Below are 20,328 nucleotides of genomic sequence, written 5' to 3' on the forward strand. Positions count from 1 at the left end.
AAAGGTGGCATTTAAAATGGCAAAAGATATTAAATTTTCTGAAAAAGCAAGACGTTCACTTTTAAACGGTGTTGATAAATTAGCTGATACTGTTAAAACAACTTTAGGACCTAAGGGTAGAAATGTTGTTTTACAAAAGAGTTATGGTGCTCCAGAAATTACCAATGATGGTGTTACTATTGCTAAAAATATCGAATTAGAAAATAACTTTGAAAATATGGGTGCACAATTAGTTGCTGAAGCTGCCCAAAAGACTAATGATATTGCTGGTGATGGTACTACTACTGCAACTGTTTTAACACAAGCAATTGCTCAAGAAGGTATGAAGAATGTTACTGCAGGTGCAAACCCAGTTGGAATTAGACATGGTATTGAAATTGCTACTAAAGCTGCAGTTGATGAATTACACAAGATTAGTCACAAAGTAAGTTCAAAGGCTGAAATTGCTCAAGTTGCTTCTGTTTCTTCAGCTTCAAAAGAAGTTGGTAAGCTTATTGCTGATGCAATGGAAAAAGTTGGTAATGATGGTGTTATTACTATTGAAGAATCAAAGGGTATCAACACTGAATTATCAGTAGTTGAAGGGATGCAATTTGATCGTGGTTACTTATCACAATACATGGTAACTGATAACGATAAAATGGAAGCTGATTTAGATAACCCTTATATCTTAATTACTGATAAGAAGATTTCTAACATTCAAGATATCTTGCCATTATTACAAGAAATTGTACAACAAGGTAAAAGCTTGTTAATTATTGCAGATGATGTTGATGGAGAAGCTTTGCCAACTCTTGTTTTAAACAAGATTCGTGGTACTTTCAATGTTGTAGCAGTTAAAGCACCTGGCTTTGGTGACCGTCGTAAAGCTATGCTTGAAGATATTGCAATTTTAACTGGTGGTACTGTAATTTCTTCAGATCTTGGTCTTGAATTAAAAGATACTAAGATTGATCAATTAGGTACTGCAGGTAAAGTTACTGTTACTAAGGATACTACTACTATTGTTGAAGGTGGCGGTTCTAAGCAAGCTATCGAAGAACGTGTTGAACAAATCAAGAAGCAAATTGCTGATACAACTTCTGACTTTGATCGTGAAAAATTACAAGAACGTCTTGCAAAACTTGCTGGTGGTGTTGCAGTAATTAAAGTTGGTGCAGCTACTGAAACTGAATTGAAGGAAAAGAAATACAGAATCGAAGATGCCTTAAACGCAACCCGTGCCGCTGTTGAAGAAGGTTATGTTGCAGGTGGTGGTACTGCATTAGTTGATGTCAAGAAAGCCATCCAAGACAGTGTAAAGGGCGACAGCGAAGATGCCGAAACAGGTGTAAAGATTGTAATGCGTGCTTTAGGTGCCCCTGTTCGTCAAATTGCTGAAAACGCAGGTAAAGACGGTGCTGTTATCTTAGATCACTTAGAACATGAAAAACCAGAAATTGGTTACAATGCAGCTACTGATAAGTGGGAAAACATGGTAGAAGCTGGAATTATTGACCCAACTAAGGTTACACGTTCAGCACTCCAAAATGCTGCTTCAATCGCTGCATTAATGTTAACTACTGAAGCTGTTGTAGCTGATCTTCCAAAGAAAGATGATGATGCTCCAGCTGCTCCAGCAAACCCAGGTATGGGCATGATGTAATAAAATTTAATCAATTAAAGTTTTAAAAGAAGATCCAAAAGGGATCTTCTTTTTTAGTGTAAAATAGAGTTAGAACTACTCAAGTTTAAATTTTGGAGATTTTTCGTTATAATAGAACATAGTTTCGCTTAAAGGAAAGGCTAAAATTCATGGTCAAAAAAAGTACAACTCCAATGATGGAACAATATTATCAAATAAAAAATCAGTATCCAGACGCTTTTTTATTTTATCGTGTTGGAGATTTTTATGAACTTTTTGAAGAAGATGCAGTAAAAGGAGCACAATTATTAGAGTTGACTTTAACTCATCGTTCCAATAAAACAGAAAATCCAATTCCTATGGCTGGAGTTCCGCATATGGCAGTTGATACTTATGTTAATACTTTGGTAGAAAAAGGCTATAAAGTAGCAATTTGTGAACAATTAGAAGATCCTAAGTCATCTAAAGGGACAGTAAAAAGAGGAATTATCCAATTAGTGACGCCGGGAACAATGATGGATTCGCGTCCAGATCAGGCTAAAGAAAATAATTATCTAACTTCTTTAGTTTCAACTAATTCTGGCTTTGGACTAGCCTATAGTGATTTGTCGACCGGGGAAACTTTTGCGACAAAATTAAATACTTGGGAGGAAATTGCTAACGAACTTTTATCATTACAAACTAAAGAATTAGTTTATGGTGGATCATTAACTGAAAATCAAAAAGATTTTTTGAAAAAAGCTAATATAACTATTTCACAGCCTGTAGAATTACAAGAAAACCATGCTGAAGTTTCTTGTGTATTGCAGAAGTTAGAGGATGAGACAGAAATACTAGCAGTAAGGCAGCTGGTAGGATATTTATTGGCAACTCAAAAAAGAAGCCTAGCTCACTTACAAATTGCTCAAAGTTATCAACCAAATCAGTATTTACAAATGTCTCATACTGTTCAAACAAATTTAGAACTGATTAAATCTGCTAAAACAGGGAAAAAAATGGGATCTTTGTTTTGGTTATTAGATAAAACCAATACAGCAATGGGTGGTAGACTCTTAAAAGCATGGATTGAACGACCACTTTTATCAAGATCCAAAATTTTAGAGCGTCAAAATTTAGTTCAAGCACTTTTAGATAATTACTTTGCTCGGGAAGCCGTAGTAGAAGAATTAAAAGGTGTTTACGATTTAGAAAGATTAACTGGAAAAATAGCCTTTGGCTCAGTTAATGCCCGAGAAATGCTTCAACTTTCGAACTCTTTGGCAGCTGTTCCCAAAATTTTAGATGTTTTGAAAGAAACTGGTGATAAAGCATTAGAGAAATTCGCCAGTCAAGTAGATGATTTAGAAGCAGTTCAAGATTTGATCAAAAAGACGATTGTTGATACCCCGCCTTTATCTACGACTGAAGGTGGAATTATTCGGGCCGGTGTATCCAGCCAATTAGACCGCTATCGTGATGCAATGATCAATGGAAAAAAATGGATTGCAGATATGCAAGAACATGAGCGAGAAGTAACGGGGATTAGTAAGTTAAAAGTAGGCTACAACAAAGTTTTTGGTTATTATTTAGAAGTAACAAATTCTAATAAAGATAAAGTACCAACAGATCGTTACACGCGTAAACAAACTTTAACAAATGCAGAACGCTACATTACACCAGAGCTAAAGGAACATGAAAGTTTAATATTAGAAGCAGAAGCTAAGTCAACAGATTTAGAGTATGAATTATTTGTTCACTTGCGTGATACAGTTAAAAAATATATTCCCGCTTTACAAAAACTAGCTAAACAATTGGCAAGTTTGGATATTTTTACTGCTTTTGCAATTGTAAGTGAACAAAATAATTATGTGCGTCCGGCACTGACACAGACAACCGATATTAAAGTAAAGGCAGGACGACATCCCGTAGTTGAAAAGGTATTAAGTGCAGGAAGTTATATTCCTAATGATATAATTATGGATCATGAAACTAACATCTTTTTAATTACTGGGCCTAACATGTCTGGTAAGTCTACCTATATGCGACAAATGGCGTTAATTGCAATTATGGCTCAAATTGGTTGTTTTGTTCCAGCCGATGAAGCGACTTTACCAATTTTTGACCAAATATTCACAAGAATTGGAGCAGCTGATGACTTGATTTCAGGTCAAAGTACTTTTATGGTAGAGATGAGTGAAGCCAATGATGCATTACAACATGCCAGTGCTAGATCATTAGTCTTATTTGATGAAATTGGACGTGGAACGGCAACTTATGATGGAATGGCGCTTGCAGGTGCAATTGTTAAATATCTTCATGATATGGTTGGCGCAAAGACTCTTTTTGCAACTCACTATCATGAATTAACATCTTTAGAACAAAGCTTATCCCATTTAAAGAATATTCATGTAGGAGCAAGTGAAGAAAATGGTAAATTAATTTTTCTTCACAAAATTTTGTCAGGACCTGCTGATCAATCCTATGGAATTCACGTAGCTCAACTAGCAGGACTGCCAGCAGGAGTATTAAAGCAGGCAACTGTAATGCTCCGAAAACTGGAAACTCAAAGTAATAATGAAGATTTTTCAGAAAATAATACACAATTAGACTTATTTGAAAAAGAGCCTGAAAATACCCAATTAACCTCAGAAGAGCAAGAGCTTTTGGATGAGATTAAGAATACGTACTTAGCTGATAAAACTCCTCTTGAAGTAATGCAATTAGTAGCCCAATGGCAAAAAGAACTCAATAAAAAGAAGGACTAAAAATGAGTATCCAAGAACTTCCACAAGAACTTACTAATCAAATTGCTGCTGGAGAAGTAATCGAGCGTCCAGCTAGTATTGTAAAAGAATTGGTAGAAAATTCATTAGATGCTGGAAGTAAAAAAGTAAGAATTGAATTTGAAAATGCAGGCTTAAAGAAAATCAGTGTGCAAGATGATGGTGTAGGAATTGCTAAAGATGAAATAGATTTAGCTTTTAAGCGTCATGCTACTAGTAAAATTAAGACAGAAAGGGACCTCTTTAATATCTCTACCTTAGGATTTCGTGGAGAAGCATTAGCTTCAATGGCTGCGGTAGCAAAAGTCGAAATTGAAACAAGTTTGAAAGATCAACCAGGTGTGAAAGCTCTATTTCAAGGTGGAAAGAAAATTAATCAGGAAACTTTTCCCCCAATTTCAGGTACTAAAATTTCTGTTAAAGATCTTTTTTATAATACACCAGCCCGATTAAAATATTTAAAGTCAGAAAAAACTGAAGTTTTGAAAATAGTAGACATTGTTAATCGCTTAGCTTTAGGGCATCCTGAAATTAGTTTTACATTAGTTAATAATGGCAAAGTTTTATTGGCGACTTTTGGTAAAAATAATTTGCGTCAGGATGTAGCAAAGATTTACAGTCGTAATATTGCAGAAAAAATGTATGAAGTTAAAGCGCAAAGTCCAGATTTTGAAATAAGAGGCTTAGTATCGGATCCGGATCATACTAGGTCAAATCGAAGTTTTATTACTCTTTTATTAAATGGGCGTTATATTAGAAACTATCAATTAACGCAAGCTATCTTAGAAGGATATAAAAATAAACTACAAGCTGGTAGGTTCCCGATCGCAATTATTGATATTAAACTAGACCCACTTTTAGTCGATGTTAATGTTCATCCTACTAAACAAGAAGTTAGACTTTCAAAAGAACAGGAGCTAGAGCATTTAATTACTAAAGCAATTGCTAAAAAGATCACTGGTTCAAAGCAAGAAAGTTTAGGAGTAGAAAAATTATATCGTAAATCTACTCGAACTAATGTAGATCAGTTGAAAATGAACATTGGTAGGGATATTGTTAACACTGTACGACCAACACCTGTAAAGTTAGATGTAGCTAGTGAAGAGCTACAGGTGAGTGATCAACATAGTAAATTTGTTACATTAAATCAGATTCGTAATGATGATAAATATGTAGTAACTTCTAGCTGGGATGAAAATGTTATGATTCAACAAACATTATTGCCTTTTAAGCAGGAAGAAAAAGAAGCTATAGTTGTAACAGATGAAGAGGAAGTTTTAAAGCAAAACTTACCAGAGTTAAAATTTATTGGGCAAACTAAGAGTTATCTTTTAGCTAGTCAAGAAGACGATTTATATTTAATTGAGCCTTTAAATGCTTTGAGACGTTTAAGTTACGATGAAATATACCAACAATTTAAAGATAAAAAGATTAATCAACAAAGTTTATTAAAACCGGCAGTTTTAGAATTTTCAAATCTTGATTATTTAAAGATTAAGGAAAATTTAGCGAGCTTAAAAGAGTTAGGGATTGAGTTAGAAGACTTTGGGCAGAATTCTTTTTTGCTGGCCGCTTACCCAGTTTGGATTGGGGATGACTTTGAAAAAAATGTTCGGACAATGATTAATATATATTTTGATTATTCTGAAAATACGACAAAGTTGTTTACGGAATTAACTTCGATGATCACAAAAGAAAAAGTTAAAAGAAGAAAAAAGCTTACTGATAGTGAAGCCAAAGGATTAGTGGACAGATTAGCTAAGAGTACTGATCCTTATCATGATGGAGATGGCGAAGTTATTATTGTCAAATTGACAAAAAATGATCTAAATAAGATGTTTAAAAGTAGGTAATTAAAAGAATGTATGAATTTTTAGAAGGAATAATTGCGCAAGTTAATCCCGCTTATATTGTGATTAATGTAAATGGAGTAGGATATAAAGTTTTTTCGCCAACGCCCTTTAATTATGAAGAAGGGGAAAAAACAAGAGTTTTTATTGAACAGATTGTAAGAGAAAATTCAATTTTGCTTTATGGATTTCCGACTGTAGCAGATAAAGATCTGTTTTTAAAATTGCTTTCAGTTTCTGGAATTGGTCCTAAATCAGCTTTAGCAATTATGGCTGCGGAAGATAGTGAATCACTGGCAAGTGCGATTGAAGATGGAGAAGTCAAATATCTAACTCGCTTTCCTGGAGTGGGGAAGAAGACGGCTTCCCAGATTGTTTTGGATCTTAAAGGTAAATTAGGCTCACACGTTAAAAAGAGTTTGCCAGCCAAAAATTTATCTCCAGAATTACAAGATGCATTGTTGGCTTTTGTAGCTTTAGGATATACTCAAAAAGAAGTAGATCGAATTACTCCAAAGCTAGCACAATTTGCTGAAAAAAGTGCGGATGAATATATCAAGAAGGGCTTAAGCTTACTTTTGAAAAAATAGATTAAATAATTAAGTGAAATAAGGAAGTGATAATTGTGCAAGATGATAGAATAATTGAACCAGAAAGTAGTTATGAAGATGATGAAGTAGAGTTATCTTTACGGCCAAAGTTTTTGCGTCAATATATTGGTCAGGAAAAGGTAAAACAAGAATTGACTGTATATATTAAAGCTGCTCAAAAGAGGGATGAAGCGTTAGATCATGTGCTTTTATACGGACCACCAGGTTTAGGTAAAACAACTTTAGCGTTTGTAATTGCTAATGAGATGGGGGTTAATTTAAAAAGTACTTCAGGACCTGCAATTGAAAAGGCGGGTGACTTAGTTGCTTTGTTATCAGAATTGGAGCCCGGAGATGTTCTATTTATTGATGAAATTCACCGTTTAGCTAAGCAAGTTGAAGAAGTTTTGTATTCAGCTATGGAAGATTACTATGTAGATATTGTAGTTGGTGAGGGCCAAACAAGTCACCCTGTTCATATTCCTCTGCCACCTTTTACTTTAATTGGGGCTACAACCCGGGCGGGGCAGTTATCTGCACCCCTACGTGATCGTTTTGGAATTGTGGAACATATGCAGTACTACGATGTAGAAGATTTAGACCAAATTATTAGACGTTCTAGTCAAGTTTTCAATACGCACATAGATCCTGAAGCAGCAGTTGAGTTAGCAAGAAGGTCGCGGGGAACCCCTCGAATAGCTAATCGGTTACTGAAACGTGTGCGAGATTTTGCTGAAGTCAAAGAAGAAGAAAGTATTAGTTTTTCCACTACGCAACATGCTTTACTTCAACTAGAAGTTGATGATGAAGGGTTAGATCAAACTGACCGAAAAATTTTGAGTGTAATGATTAATAACTATGATGGTGGACCAGTCGGAATCAAGACCTTGGCTGCTAATATTGGAGAAGATCGGGACACAATTGAAGAAGTTTATGAACCTTATCTTTTGCAAAAAGGCTTTTTGATTAGAACACCACGGGGACGGGCAGTAACTGAAAAAGCCTATTTACAACTAGGTCTGAAACCTAGAGACTAATACTAATAATTTTTGTAATAGTAAGGTATAATAAACTATATAATTATTATTTTATGAGGTGAATTATTTTGGACACACTTTTTTTAGCACAAAAAGCTGCTGGTGGTAATAATATTTTCATGATTGTTATTTTCATCGTGTTTATTGCATTCTTTTACTTTGCTATGCTTCGTCCACAAAAGAAGCAACAACAAAAAAGAATGGAAATGATGTCAGAATTGAAAAAAGGCGATCGTGTTATTTTAGTAGATGGTCTTCATGCAAAAATTGACTCTATTAACAAGCAAGATAATACAATTGTTGTTGATGCGGATGGTATTTTGTTGACTTTTAGTAGAATGGCTATTCGTCAAGTTATGCCAAATGAGGAACAACCTGTTGATGTGGAAAAACAAGAAGCAGAAGATTCTTCCTCTTCAAATGACGATAAAGAGACTACTAAGAAATCTGATTCAAAACAAGAAGAAAAAGATGAAGATTAATAAAAAGCGTCGTTTGACGCTTTTTTTACTACTCTTTAGTGCGGTAAAATTAAAGATAAAGTAATGAATGTGGAAGGAGTTACACCGATGAAAGAAGTTTCAACTATTGTAATTTTATTTGGTGGATCAGGTGATTTAGCTCATCGAAAATTATATCCTGCTTTATATAGCTTATATCAACAAGGTTTAATAAAAAATCATTTTGCTGTAATTGGGACAGCACGGCGCCCTTGGTCTCATGAATATTTTCAAAATCAAGTGGTAAAGGCAGTTAAAGAAGCAAACGGAAATGTTGAAGAAAAAGAAGTTAAAGAATTTGCTTCCCATTTTTACTACCAATCTCATGATGTAATTGACGTAGAGCATTATATTGCTTTAAAAGAATTAGCAAGTGAACTAGATAAAAAGTATCAGGCACAAGGTAATCGTATTTTTTATATGGCAATGGCCCCTCACTTTTTTGAAACAATTGCTTCTCACATTAAGGATCAGCAATTACTTGGCAGTGGTTTTAATCGTTTAGTAATTGAAAAACCATTTGGTCATGATTTGGCAACTGCTGAAAAGTTGAATCAAGCAATTTCTGCATCCTTTCCAGAAGATACAGTTTATCGCATCGATCACTATTTAGGAAAAGAAATGGTGCAAAATATCATGCCATTTCGTTTTTCAAATTCTTTGATTGAAAAGATTTGGAATAAAAACAGCATTAACAATATTCAAGTAACTTTAGCAGAAAGTCTTGGAGTTGGTACTAGAGGTGGATATTATGATGGAGCAGGGGCTTTAAGAGATATGGTTCAAAATCATATTTTCCAAATTATTACCTTACTTGCGATGGGTAGACCTTCTGACCTAACTTCAGAGGCTATTCATCAGAAAAAGCAAGAGTTACTTGCAAGTCTAGTAATCCCAACTCCAGCGGAGATAAAAAAATCTTTTGTAAGGGGTCAATATTTGGCTGGTAGTAATCATCCCGATTATCGACATGAAGATCAAGTTGATGAAAACTCAATGACAGAGACTTTTGTGGCAGGGAAAGTTCAGTTTGCGGCAGGCCCAGTGGCTCAAATTCCAATTTATTTTAGAACTGGAAAAGATATGAAAGAAAAACTTTCTCGTATTGATATAGTTTTAAATAAAGAGCAACCACTCTATGGAGAAGCCAAAGAAGATGTGATTTCAATTATTATTGATCCAGTAGCCGCAATTTCAATGATGATTAATGGAAAAAAGATTACTGGTTCGGCATTAAGATTAGAAAATATAAACTATGAATTTTCAAGCAAGGAAATGGATGAAGTGCCAGATGGTTATGTTCGCCTACTCAGGGATGTCTTTTTAGCGGATCGCACTAATTTTACTCATTGGCAGGAATTAAAACAGTATTGGAGATTCGTCGATGCTGTTGAAGAAACTTGGCAAACAGAAAATGAGTCTGGAGTAGAAATGGACTTCTATCATCCTGGTGAAATGGGGCCAAAGAAAGCAGATGATATTTTTGAAAGTTCTGATCAACACTGGATTTTTAATTAATGAAAGAATTTTTACCCCAAAATAATACTTCTCGTAAAATAATACATTTAGATATGGATGCATTCTATGCTGCAGTTGAGATGCAAGAAAACCCAACTTTAAAGAAAAAAGCATTAGTTGTCGGGCATGATCCCCGGAAGTATCATGGACATGGAGTAGTAGCTACTGCTAATTATGAAGCAAGAAAGTATGGGGTTCATTCGGCAATGCCTACAGCAAAAGCTTTAAAGCTAGTTCCTAAGGAAAAGCTAGTTTTTGTTTCTCCTAACTTTACAAAATATCGAGCTATTTCAAAACAGATTCATGCCTTAATGTATCAAGTAACTGATCAAGTTGAATCCATAGCTTTAGATGAAGCATACTTAGATGTAACAGAAAACAAATTAAAGAAACCCGCCTTGCAAGTGGCAAGTTGGCTCCAACAAAAAATTTATCAAGAAATAGGACTTACATCTTCTTTTGGTGTTACGTATAATAAATTTTTGGCAAAAATGGCTTCAGAATATGCCAAACCTTTTGGAAGAACAGTAATTTTGCCCGAAGATGCGCTTGAATTTTTAGAGCAGCAGCCAATTGAAAAATTTCCCGGAATTGGGAAAAAGACTCAGCAGCAACTTCATGATTTAAATATTTATACCGGAAAAGATTTGCAGAATGCTTCAGTTTTATTTTTAATGGAAAAGTTTAAAAAGCTTGGTTATGCAATGGCCTTACATGCCCATGGCATTGATTTAACACCTGTAAAAAAAGATAGGTTAAGAAAGTCACTTGGAACTGAACGAACTTTTGATCCAATTATTTATGATAAAAATCAAGCGTTAACGATTTTACGTGGATTTTGTGAAAACCTCTCAGAAAAACTTGTGGCACAAAATTTACAAGCCCAGGTAGTGGTTTTAAAAATTAGAAATAATGATTTTGAAACTCTTACCAAAAGAAGGCAACTAGCTAAACCAAGTAATAATGGAATTGAATTTTATCAAACAGTTAAAAGTTTGCTTGATAAAACTGATAATTTCTTTACTAATGGGGTTCGTTTACTAGGAGTAACCGCAGGGACCTTAGTTAATAAAAAATTTGAAGAAGTTAAATTAGATCTTTTCTAAAAAAATTGGACTTAAGTTAAAATTAAAGTAAGAAAATTAAGGAGGAATTTCAATTGAATACTTTTGATGAAATTTACGAAAAGATAAAAGAATATCCAACAATAATTATTCACCGTCATACTAGTCCTGACCCAGATGCATTAGGTTCTCAAGCTGGATTAGCGAGATCCTTAAAACTTGCTTTTCCTGATAAAAAGATTTTATGTGCTGGAGAAGAAGTAGGAGATTTGGATTGGATTAACGCTATGGATGAGGTAACAGATGCAGATTATCAAGGAGCATTGGTAATTACAGTGGATACTGCCAATACTCCAAGAGTTTCTGATCAACGTTATGATCAAGGCGATTTATTAATAAAAATAGATCACCATCCAGATGTAGATCCATATGCAGATATGAGCTATGTAGATCCAGAAAAACCAGCAGCTGCAGAGATCGTATATGACTTCTTAAAAGCTGAAAAACTTCCGCTTCCTAAGGAGGTAGCTTATCCTTTATATGCAGGAATTGTTGGGGATACTGGGAGATTCATGTACTCTGAAACAAGTCCCCATACTTTTGAAGTTGCAGCTGAATTAGCAAACACTGGAATTAATATTAATGAAATTGCTCGTAATATTTCTGATGTGTCTTTAGCACAGGCTAAACTACAAAATTCAGTAATTGATTTGATGAAATTTGATCCAAGCGGGGCTGCATATGCGATTATTACCCAAGAACAATTAAAGAAATTAGGAATGACTTTTGAACAAGCTTCAGTTACTGTGTCTACTCCTGGAAGAATCAAAGAAATTATGGCATGGAATGTTTTTGTAGAAAATCCTGATGGAACTTACCGAGTTCATTATCGCTCTAAAGGCCCCATTATTAATCAATTAGCTGCAAAGCATGATGGAGGTGGACATGCATTAGCTAGTGGTGCTAAAGCAAAAGATCTCGATGAAGTAAAACAAGTATTTGAAGAATTAGTAGAAGTTGTGAGAGATTATAACAATGAACACAGAACAAACAAGTAATCTTTTTCAAGATGAAAAAATTAGGCCAGAATTAAGAACAGGTCTTAAAAAAATTGATTTTAAAAATCCTACGGAAGTACAAGGAGCAGTTATTCCTAAGCTTTTAATAGGTGATAATGTTGTAGTACAAGCAGCAACAGGATCTGGAAAAACTCATGCTTATTTAATTCCAATTTTGAATATGATCGATGAGCAAGCTCCAGTAACGCAAGCTGTAGTAACTGCACCAAGTAGAGAATTAGCAAACCAACTTTATAAGGTTGCCCGTCAGCTTAGGGATGCAGCTGGTCTAGATATTTCTATTGAATATTTAGGTGGGGGTAATGACCGCTCACGTCAAATAGCTAAAGCTGAAAATAGAGCTCCTCAATTGATAATTGCTACTCCGGGACGATTACATGACTTTGTTTCTAAGAAAGTGATTAGTTTAGAAAAGGTAAAAGCCTTTGTAATAGATGAAGCAGATATGACGCTTGATATGGGCTTTTTACAAAATATGGATGAAGTAATGAGTAAATTGCCAAAAGATGCCATTTTAAGTGCATTTTCTGCTACTATTCCAGTTAAATTAGAGAACTTTTTAAGAAAGTATATGACTAAGCCGGAATTTATAGTGATTGATAATCCAGCAGTCATTGCTCCAACTATTCAAAATGATTTAATTGATGTTGGTTCTAAAGATAAAAAAGAGTTGTTGTACAAATTACTAACGATGGGTCAGCCATATTTGGCACTTGTTTTTGCTAATACTAAAAAAACAGTTGATGACTTGGCAGCCTATCTGGAAAACCAAGGTCTCAAAGTTGCTAAGATCCATGGTGGAATTACTGAAAGAGAAAGAAAAAGAATTATCCGCCAGGTGCGTGAAGGCCAGTATCAATATGTGGTAGCTAGTGATTTAGCTGCTAGAGGAATTGATGTACCTGGGGTAAGTTTGGTAATAAATTATGAAATTCCTAAGGAACTTGAATTTGTAATTCACCGGATAGGAAGAACTGGTCGTAATAATTTACCAGGTCATGCGATTACGTTAATTTATGATGATGAAATGGCTGATGTGGAAGATTTAGAAAAGCTTGGTATCCATTTTGATTTTAAAGAATTAAAAAATGGGGAATTAGTGGAGAGAACTCACCACCATCGTCGTGAAAATCGCCGTGTAAGAAATCACAAACTTGATAACCGAATGGTTGGAATGGTTAAAAAGGCTAAAAAGAAGCGTAAACCAGGCTATAAGAAGAAAATTCAAGAAGCAATAAAAAAAGATCGTCAGCAAAAGCGAAAATTAGAAGAAAGACACTTAGTTCGTAAAGCTAAGAGAAAGCGTAAGCGTGAGCGTGAACAAGCTAGAAACAACTTTGAAAACTAAGTGAATTGTAGTAAAATAAAGCATAAATAGGATATATTTTTAGAAAAGTATTTAAAAGAGAGGACTAGTTGGTGGAAATTGTCTAAATTACTTTCTAAAAATGCTCCCTAGTAATTTTGAATTTATTTTTAATAAAAGAGGTAACAAACACTGTTGCAAACAAGGTGGTACCGCGCAAGTAGATTGCGTCCTTGAAGAAGCAATGGTGTTTTTATTTATAGGAGAAATTAATATGAAGAAATTGACTAGTGCACAAGTACGTCAAATGTTCTTAGACTTTTTTAAAGAAAAGGGTCATATGGTAATGCAAAGCGCATCCCTTATTCCTCAAGATGACCCAACTTTACTCTGGATTAATTCTGGAGTTGCAACAATGAAGAAATACTTTGATGGTTCAGTTGTACCAAAGAATCATCGAATTACTTCTTCTCAAAAATCAATTAGAACAAATGATATCGAAAATGTCGGTAAAACTGCTCGTCACCAAACCTTCTTTGAAATGCTTGGTAACTTTTCAGTTGGTGATTACTTTAAAAAAGAAGTTATTCCTTGGGCATGGGAATTCTTAACTAGTCCTAAATGGTTAGGATTAGATCCAAATAAGTTATATGTTACAATTTATCCAAAAGATACCGACGCTTACCACATGTGGCATGATGTAGTAGGTTTACCAGATGACCATATTGTTAAATTAGAAGAAAATTTCTGGGATATTGGTGAAGGTCCTTGTGGTCCTGATTCAGAAATTTTTTATGACCGCGGTCAAGAAAATAATGATGTTGCTGAAGATGATCCAGAAAACTTCCCAGGTGGAGAAAATGCGCGTTACTTGGAAATCTGGAATATTGTTTTCTCACAATACAACCACTTGCCAAATGGTGAATATGTAGATCAACCTCATAAAAACATTGATACCGGTATGGGATTAGAACGTGTGGTATCAATTATTCAAGATGCTCCAACTAACTTTGAAACTGACTTATTTATGCCTTTGATTCATGCCACTGAGAAGTTAAGTGATGATAAAAAATATGCTACTAATGCTGAAGATGATGTAGCATTTAAGATTATTGCCGATCATGTTCGTGCAGTAAGTTTTGCTATTGGAGATGGGGCTCTTCCATCTAACTCAGGCCGTGGTTATGTTTTACGTCGCTTAATTAGACGTGCAGATTTAAATGGTCAACGATTAGGAATTAAAGGTGCCTTTTTATATAAATTGGTTTCTGTAGTTGGCGAAATCATGAAGAGCCATTATCCAGAAATTGTTGATCAGCAAGAATTTATTCAAAAGGTAATTAAGAACGAAGAAGAGAGATTCCAAGAAACTTTATCTTCAGGATTGAACTTATTAGATAATTTAATTACAAAAGCTAAAGCAGATGGCTCAAATAAGATCAGTGGTAAAGATGCCTTTAAGTTATTTGATACTTATGGCTTCCCATATGAATTAACTTTTGAAGCTGCTCAAGATGCAGGTTTGGAAGTAGATAAAGATGGTTTTGATAAGGAAATGCAAGCCCAAAAAGATCGTGCGCGCAATGCACGTGGTAACTTGCAATCTATGGGATCACAAGATGAGACTTTGATGAACATCAAAGATAAGAGTGAATTTGAGTATGGAACTTTACAAGAGGACCATGCTAAGTTGATCGATATTATCGTTGATGACCAATTAGTAGATAGTGCTGATGGAGATCATGCAACATTAATTTTTGATAAAACTCCATTCTATGCAGAACGTGGTGGTCAAGTTGCAGATCATGGTGAAATTTTAAATCAAAAGGGCGAATTAGTTGCTAAAGTAACTGATGTACAACATGCACCAAATGATCAAAACTTACATTTTGTTGATGTTGTTTTACCTTTAAAGAAAAATGAAGAATATATTTTAAAGGTTGATCAAAAACGTCGTCGCGGCTTAAAGCATAACCATACTGCAACTCACTTATTGCATGCTGCTTTGCGTGAAGTTTTAGGAGAACATACTCACCAAGCAGGATCTTTAGTTGAACCAGATTATTTGAGATTTGACTTTACTAGTCTAGAACCAATGACTAAAGCAGAGCTAGCTAATGTTGAAAAATTGGTGAATGAAAAGATTTGGGAAGAAATTCCGGTTCAAACAACAGTTACTGATCCAGAAACAGGACTTAAAATGGGAGCTCTTGCCTTATTTGGTGAAAAATATGGTGACAGTGTTCGTGTAGTAAAAATTGATGACTTTTCAACTGAATTTTGTGGCGGTACTCACTCAGAAAATACTGCTCAAATTGGCATGCTTAAGATTGTTTCAGAATCAGCAGTTGGTGCAGGAGTTAGAAGAATTATTGCAGTAACTGGACCAGAAGCTTATAATTATGTGACTGAACATGATGAGATCTTAAAGAAAGTCCAAGATCAAGTAAAAGCTCCAAAGGTTGAAGAAGTTCAAGCTAAAGTAACAAACTTGGAAGATGATTTAAAGGCTTCTCAAAAAGAAGTTGCTCAATTAAAGGCTAAGATTAACCAAGCAAAAGCAGGTGATATCTTTAATAAGGTGAGAGAAGTTAAAGATTTGAGTATCATTGCTGAGATTGTTGATGTTGAAGGCATGGGTGATTTAAGAAACCTAGCCGATAATTGGAAGAGTTCAAATAAGTCAGATATTTTAGTTTTAGCAGCTGATGTAAATGGAAAAGCTAATATGGTAATTAGCTTAGATGATAAAGCATTGAAGGCTGGTCTAAAAGCAGGAGATTTGATTAAAGCAGCTGCTCCATTATTTGGTGGTGGCGGTGGTGGTCGCCCTAATATGGCTCAAGCAGGTGGAAAGAATCCAGCTGGGTTAAAAGATGCTATCGAAAAAGTGATTAGTGAAGTTGAAAGTAAACAAAATTAATTGAGTTCAATTAATAATTCAAGTAAAATTAAAGATGATAGGAGGAATGATTATGAGCTCGCTTGATAAGACAATGCATTTTGACTTTAGTCAAAATAAAGGCAAGAACATTTATGATACTTTGCAAGATGTTTATGGTGCTTTGGAAGAGAAGGGATATAGTCCTATCAACCAAATTGTAGGATATTTACTTTCCGGCGATCCGGCATATATTCCTCGTCATAATGATGCACGTAATTTAATTTTGAAGCATGAACGTGATGAAATTATTGAAGAATTAGTGAAAAGCTATCTAAGGAAAGATAAGTAATGCGTTTGCTAGGACTTGATATTGGGAGTAAAACGGTAGGAGTTGCTGTAAGTGATCCCTTAGGAATAACTGCCCAAGAAGTAGAAACTATTCCAATTGATGAAACTAAATTTAATTTTGGAATGCGTTCTATAAGAAAACTAGTTAGAAAATATGAAGTAGATGGTTTTGTATTAGGGTTGCCAAAAAATATGGATGGTTCAGCTGGAAAATCTGTTGAACGCAGTCAGGCATATGGAAAGCGTCTGAAAGAAAAATTTGATTTACCGATTCACTATGTTGACGAAAGATTAACGACAGTGCAGGCAAAAAGAATTTTAATTGAAGAAGCAGGGATGCATGACAGAATTGATCAAAAAAAGATTGTTGATCAAATGGCAGCCGTAATAATTTTACAAACATATTTAGAAAAGATTAGAAAGGATTAAAATGAGCGAAAAGATGAGTGCTGATCAAAGCGATCGTCAAATTACCTTAATTGATGAAAATGGTAATGAAGAATTATTTGATATTCTTTTTACCTTCACTTCAGATGATTATGGAAAATCTTACGTACTTTTATATCCAGATGCAGTCGGTGAAGACGAAGATGTAGAAGTGCAAGCATTTAGCTATGATGCAGATGAAGATGGAGAAGTAAGTAGTTCAGATTTACATGAAATTGTAGATGATGACGAATGGAATATGGTTCAAGGTGTCTTGAATACCTTTTTGTCAGATGATCGCTTAAGCGGTGAGTAAACCTTTAAAAGGGACTGACTTAGTCAGTCCCTTTTTCTGTAAAGGATGAGTTATGTTTTCTTTTTTCTTATTATTAATTTTCATTTACTGTTGCTATGTTGGTTATCGGCGTGGACTTATTTATGAAGGTGTGATGGCAGCAGGCTATTTAATCAGTTTTATACTTGCGTGTCTGCTATATCGGCCTTTTAGCAATTTTTTAACAATGTGGGTCCCATATCCTTCAGCGAATGATAATAGTACTTTTGCTTTTTTTGATAAAACCACAGGGTTAACCTTAGATAAATCATTTTACGCTTCATTGGCATTTATAATTATTTTATTAGTTTTTTATGCTATTTGGCGTTTGATAATGATAAGTTTTAAAAAGTTAGAATACATCGATATTACCCCTGCGATTAATACATGGGGAAGTATATTAATAGCGTTGGTTTTGACTTTAAGTACAGTATGTGTGTTACTTTTTATTTTGGCAACTATTCCGGGAGAAGGATTGCAAAAAATGCTCCAACATTCTTTGTTGGTAAATAGTATTTTGCGTTATACTCCAGGGTTATCAAGTTTGTACACACATTTATTTATTACAGCACTATAAAATTTCTCCTGTATGGGAGAAATTTTTTGCTAGGGAGAGAAAAATGAATCCAAAAATTATTGATAAATTAGAATATAGAATAATTACAGAAAAATTAAGTAACTTTGCCATAACTAAACCAGCAAAAAAGAAGGTTAGAGAACTATTACCAAGTAGTGACTTTAATGAGGTTAAGCAAGCTTTAGATCAAACAGAAGTATTAGCAAATATTCTTCGAGTAAAAGGTCCGTTGCCTTTAGTGGACTTTGAAGATGTAGTTCCAAGTGTGAAAAGACTAAAAATTAAGGCAGAATTAAACGGTAAGGAATTGGGGAATATCTTTTTAGTACTTTCACTAGCAAAAGATATCCAAAAATTTGCTGAAGATGTAGCTGAAAGAGAAATTGATGTTGAGCCAATTTCTATCTTATTAGATCAGTTAGAAGTAGTTCCTGATCTATTTAATAAATTAGCGAATACCATTGAATTCGATGGCTCAGTTTTAGATTCTGCTTCGCCAAAATTACAGACAATCAGACGAGCTTTACATACAAATGAAGCTGAAATTAAGAAGCAAATGGAAGGGTATGTAAAAGGGTCAAGTAATCAGTATCTTTCAGAGAATATTATTACAATTCGTGATGGTCGCTATGTAATTCCTGTTAAGCAAGAGTACAAGAACAAATTTGGTGGCGTAGTTCATGATCAAAGTGCTAGTGGCCAAACTTTATTTATAGAGCCAAAATCGGTGTTGAGCTTAAATAACCAGCAACAAAATTTAGTAGCTCAAGAGCATCAAGAGGTTAGAAGAATTTTAAAGGAAGTATCTGAATTAGCAGCTCTTTATCAAAATGAAATTTTACAAAATGCTACTTCATTAACGGAATTAGATTTCTTAAGTGCAAAAAGTAAACTGGCTAAAGCTATGAAAGCTACCCATCCTCACTTAAGTAAAGACAATCAAGTTAATTTACTAAAAGCACGTCATCCGCTAATTAGTGAGGAAAAAGTTGTACCTAATGATATTAGTTTAGGAACAGAATTTGATACCATGTTGATTACTGGGCCTAACACGGGTGGTAAGACCATTAGTTTAAAAACAATTGGATTATTACAACTGATGGCGCAGTCTGGACTCTTTATTACAGCTCAAGAGGGAAGCCAAGTAGGAGTATTTAGAGAAATTTTTGCAGATATTGGTGATGAACAATCAATTGAACAATCTTTGAGTACTTTTTCATCCCATATGGACCAAATTATTAAAATTATGAACTTGGTTAATGGGAGAGACTTAGTTTTGTTGGACGAATTGGGAGCAGGAACAGATCCGGAAGAAGGAGCAAGTTTAGCAATTGCAATTTTGGATTATTTACAAAGCAAAGATCCGAAAATTATGGTAACTACCCACTACCCTGAATTAAAATTATATGGCTACAATCGCTTTCGGACCACTAATGCATCCATGGAATTTGATGTAAAGACTTTGAGTCCAACTTATAAATTAAGAATTGGAATTCCAGGACAGAGTAATGCTTTTGCAATTGTAAGGCAGCTAGGGATGCCACAAGAGGTCGTAGTCAGTGCGCAAGGGTTAGTTAAAGATGAAAATAGTGATCTCAATAAAATGATCAAACGACTAACTGAACAGACTAAAGAAGCAGAAACTTTGCGTGAAAAGATGCAACATAATCTTGTTCAAAGTGAAAAATTAAAAAGAAAACTTCAAGATGGTCTAGATTGGTATAACCAGCAAGTTGAAAAGCAATTAAAATTAGCTCAAGAAAAAAATGAAGAAATGTTAGCTAAAAAACGTGAAAAAGCGAATAAGATAATTGCTAATTTGGAAGAGCAACAGCGCGCTGGTGGGGTAGTAAGAACGAATAAGGTGATTGAAGCTAAAGGAGAATTAAACGCCTTAGAACGTGAAAATAATAATTTAGCCCGTAATAAAGTCTTACAAAGAGAAAAGCGAAGACATAATGTCAGTGTAGGCGATTCAGTTAAGGTGATTTCTTATGGACAAATGGGGACAGTAACCAAGAAACTGGGTGAGCATGATTATGAAGTTCAAATTGGGATTTTAAAGGTTAAAGTTTCAGATCGTGACATTGAAAAAACTACAGTTAAAAAAGAGAAAACAAAGAAAGTTTCTGTGCGTACAACTCGACCAATGCGTTCAGGAAATGTAAGAAGTGAGCTAGACTTAAGAGGTCAGCGTTATGAAGAAGCATTAACAAATTTGGATCGCTATCTTGATTCTTCTTTACTCGCAGGCTTAGGGACAGTGACGATTATCCATGGAATTGGAACTGGAGCAATTAGAAATGGTGTGCAGCAGTATCTGAAACGTAACAAACATGTCAAGGACTTCAGCTATGCGCCCGCAAATGAAGGTGGAACTGGAGCAACAATTGTACATTTTAAATAAGTTATTTTACTTGCAAAAAGTA

The 20,328-nt window shown here is 34.6% G+C and carries 16 protein-coding genes; all 16 read left to right on the forward strand.

The annotated features are described in order from the left end of the window. Positions 1 to 16 precede the first annotated feature (16 nt). Complete coding sequence (groL, locus tag FP433_RS01950; protein WP_265483373.1) at positions 17 to 1,645, forward strand: chaperonin GroEL; 1,629 nt, start codon at positions 17 to 19, stop codon at positions 1,643 to 1,645. Between the two features lie 149 nt (positions 1,646 to 1,794). Further along, on the forward strand, positions 1,795 to 4,368 hold the full coding sequence (gene mutS / locus FP433_RS01955) for a DNA mismatch repair protein MutS (RefSeq protein ID WP_265486922.1): 2,574 nt from the start codon (positions 1,795 to 1,797) through the stop codon (positions 4,366 to 4,368). 2 nt (positions 4,369 to 4,370) lie between these two features. Then, the gene (gene mutL, locus FP433_RS01960; protein ID WP_265486924.1) at positions 4,371 to 6,239 is read left to right on the forward strand and encodes a DNA mismatch repair endonuclease MutL; all 1,869 of its coding nucleotides are present in this window, start codon (positions 4,371 to 4,373) and stop codon (positions 6,237 to 6,239) included. Positions 6,240 to 6,247: 8 nt separating this feature from the next. After that, positions 6,248 to 6,826: a Holliday junction branch migration protein RuvA gene (gene ruvA, locus FP433_RS01965; protein ID WP_265486926.1), complete on the forward strand. Its 579-nt coding sequence runs from the start codon at positions 6,248 to 6,250 to the stop codon at positions 6,824 to 6,826. A 35-nt stretch (positions 6,827 to 6,861) separates the two neighbouring features. After that, a complete protein-coding gene (gene ruvB, locus FP433_RS01970) occupies positions 6,862 to 7,863 on the forward strand; it encodes a Holliday junction branch migration DNA helicase RuvB (RefSeq protein ID WP_416202976.1) in 1,002 nt (333 codons plus the stop codon). A 68-nt stretch (positions 7,864 to 7,931) separates the two neighbouring features. After that, positions 7,932 to 8,345: a preprotein translocase subunit YajC gene (gene yajC / locus FP433_RS01975; RefSeq protein WP_265483367.1), complete on the forward strand. Its 414-nt coding sequence runs from the start codon at positions 7,932 to 7,934 to the stop codon at positions 8,343 to 8,345. A gap of 87 nt (positions 8,346 to 8,432) precedes the next feature. Next, positions 8,433 to 9,881: a glucose-6-phosphate dehydrogenase gene (zwf, locus tag FP433_RS01980; protein WP_265486927.1), complete on the forward strand. Its 1,449-nt coding sequence runs from the start codon at positions 8,433 to 8,435 to the stop codon at positions 9,879 to 9,881. Continuing rightward, positions 9,881 to 10,987, forward strand: a complete 1,107-nt coding sequence (dinB, locus tag FP433_RS01985; protein WP_265486929.1) for a DNA polymerase IV — start codon at positions 9,881 to 9,883, stop codon at positions 10,985 to 10,987. Before zwf ends, dinB begins: the two co-directional genes overlap by 1 nt. 53 nt (positions 10,988 to 11,040) lie before the next feature. Beyond that, entirely contained in the window at positions 11,041 to 12,003 is a 963-nt protein-coding gene (locus tag FP433_RS01990; protein WP_265486931.1) for a DHH family phosphoesterase, read from the forward strand. Then, entirely contained in the window at positions 11,981 to 13,372 is a 1,392-nt protein-coding gene (locus FP433_RS01995; protein ID WP_265486933.1) for a DEAD/DEAH box helicase, read from the forward strand. Before FP433_RS01990 ends, FP433_RS01995 begins: the two co-directional genes overlap by 23 nt. 232 nt (positions 13,373 to 13,604) lie before the next feature. Then, entirely contained in the window at positions 13,605 to 16,253 is a 2,649-nt protein-coding gene (alaS, locus tag FP433_RS02000; protein ID WP_265486935.1) for an alanine--tRNA ligase, read from the forward strand. 52 nt (positions 16,254 to 16,305) lie between these two features. Further along, positions 16,306 to 16,563: an IreB family regulatory phosphoprotein gene (locus FP433_RS02005; RefSeq protein ID WP_265483358.1), complete on the forward strand. Its 258-nt coding sequence runs from the start codon at positions 16,306 to 16,308 to the stop codon at positions 16,561 to 16,563. Continuing rightward, a complete protein-coding gene (gene ruvX, locus FP433_RS02010; protein ID WP_265486936.1) occupies positions 16,563 to 16,991 on the forward strand; it encodes a Holliday junction resolvase RuvX in 429 nt (142 codons plus the stop codon). Before FP433_RS02005 ends, ruvX begins: the two co-directional genes overlap by 1 nt. Position 16,992: 1 nt before the next feature. Continuing rightward, a complete protein-coding gene (locus FP433_RS02015; RefSeq protein WP_265483356.1) occupies positions 16,993 to 17,304 on the forward strand; it encodes a DUF1292 domain-containing protein in 312 nt (103 codons plus the stop codon). A 52-nt stretch (positions 17,305 to 17,356) separates the two neighbouring features. After that, positions 17,357 to 17,899 carry a CvpA family protein gene (locus tag FP433_RS02020; protein WP_265486937.1) on the forward strand — a complete coding sequence of 181 codons (543 nt, stop codon included), beginning with the start codon at positions 17,357 to 17,359 and terminating at the stop codon, positions 17,897 to 17,899. 43 nt (positions 17,900 to 17,942) lie between these two features. Beyond that, positions 17,943 to 20,306, forward strand: a complete 2,364-nt coding sequence (locus FP433_RS02025) for an endonuclease MutS2 (RefSeq protein WP_265486938.1) — start codon at positions 17,943 to 17,945, stop codon at positions 20,304 to 20,306. The last annotated feature ends 22 nt before the right edge of the window (positions 20,307 to 20,328 follow it).

Origin of the sequence: Lactobacillus sp. PV012, from assembly GCF_014522325.1 — a bacterium.
Classification (GTDB): domain Bacteria; phylum Bacillota; class Bacilli; order Lactobacillales; family Lactobacillaceae; genus Lactobacillus.

Coding starts and splice junctions, on each gene's coding strand:
- groL (WP_265483373.1), top strand. CDS start 17: ATGGCAAAAGATATTAAATTTTCTGAAAAAGCAAGACGTTCACTTTTA.
- mutS (WP_265486922.1), top strand. CDS start 1,795: ATGGTCAAAAAAAGTACAACTCCAATGATGGAACAATATTATCAAATA.
- mutL (WP_265486924.1), top strand. CDS start 4,371: ATGAGTATCCAAGAACTTCCACAAGAACTTACTAATCAAATTGCTGCT.
- ruvA (WP_265486926.1), top strand. CDS start 6,248: ATGTATGAATTTTTAGAAGGAATAATTGCGCAAGTTAATCCCGCTTAT.
- zwf (WP_265486927.1), top strand. CDS start 8,433: ATGAAAGAAGTTTCAACTATTGTAATTTTATTTGGTGGATCAGGTGAT.
- dinB (WP_265486929.1), top strand. CDS start 9,881: ATGAAAGAATTTTTACCCCAAAATAATACTTCTCGTAAAATAATACAT.
- FP433_RS01995 (WP_265486933.1), top strand. CDS start 11,981: ATGAACACAGAACAAACAAGTAATCTTTTTCAAGATGAAAAAATTAGG.
- alaS (WP_265486935.1), top strand. CDS start 13,605: ATGAAGAAATTGACTAGTGCACAAGTACGTCAAATGTTCTTAGACTTT.
- FP433_RS02005 (WP_265483358.1), top strand. CDS start 16,306: ATGAGCTCGCTTGATAAGACAATGCATTTTGACTTTAGTCAAAATAAA.
- ruvX (WP_265486936.1), top strand. CDS start 16,563: ATGCGTTTGCTAGGACTTGATATTGGGAGTAAAACGGTAGGAGTTGCT.
- FP433_RS02015 (WP_265483356.1), top strand. CDS start 16,993: ATGAGCGAAAAGATGAGTGCTGATCAAAGCGATCGTCAAATTACCTTA.
- FP433_RS02020 (WP_265486937.1), top strand. CDS start 17,357: ATGTTTTCTTTTTTCTTATTATTAATTTTCATTTACTGTTGCTATGTT.
- FP433_RS02025 (WP_265486938.1), top strand. CDS start 17,943: ATGAATCCAAAAATTATTGATAAATTAGAATATAGAATAATTACAGAA.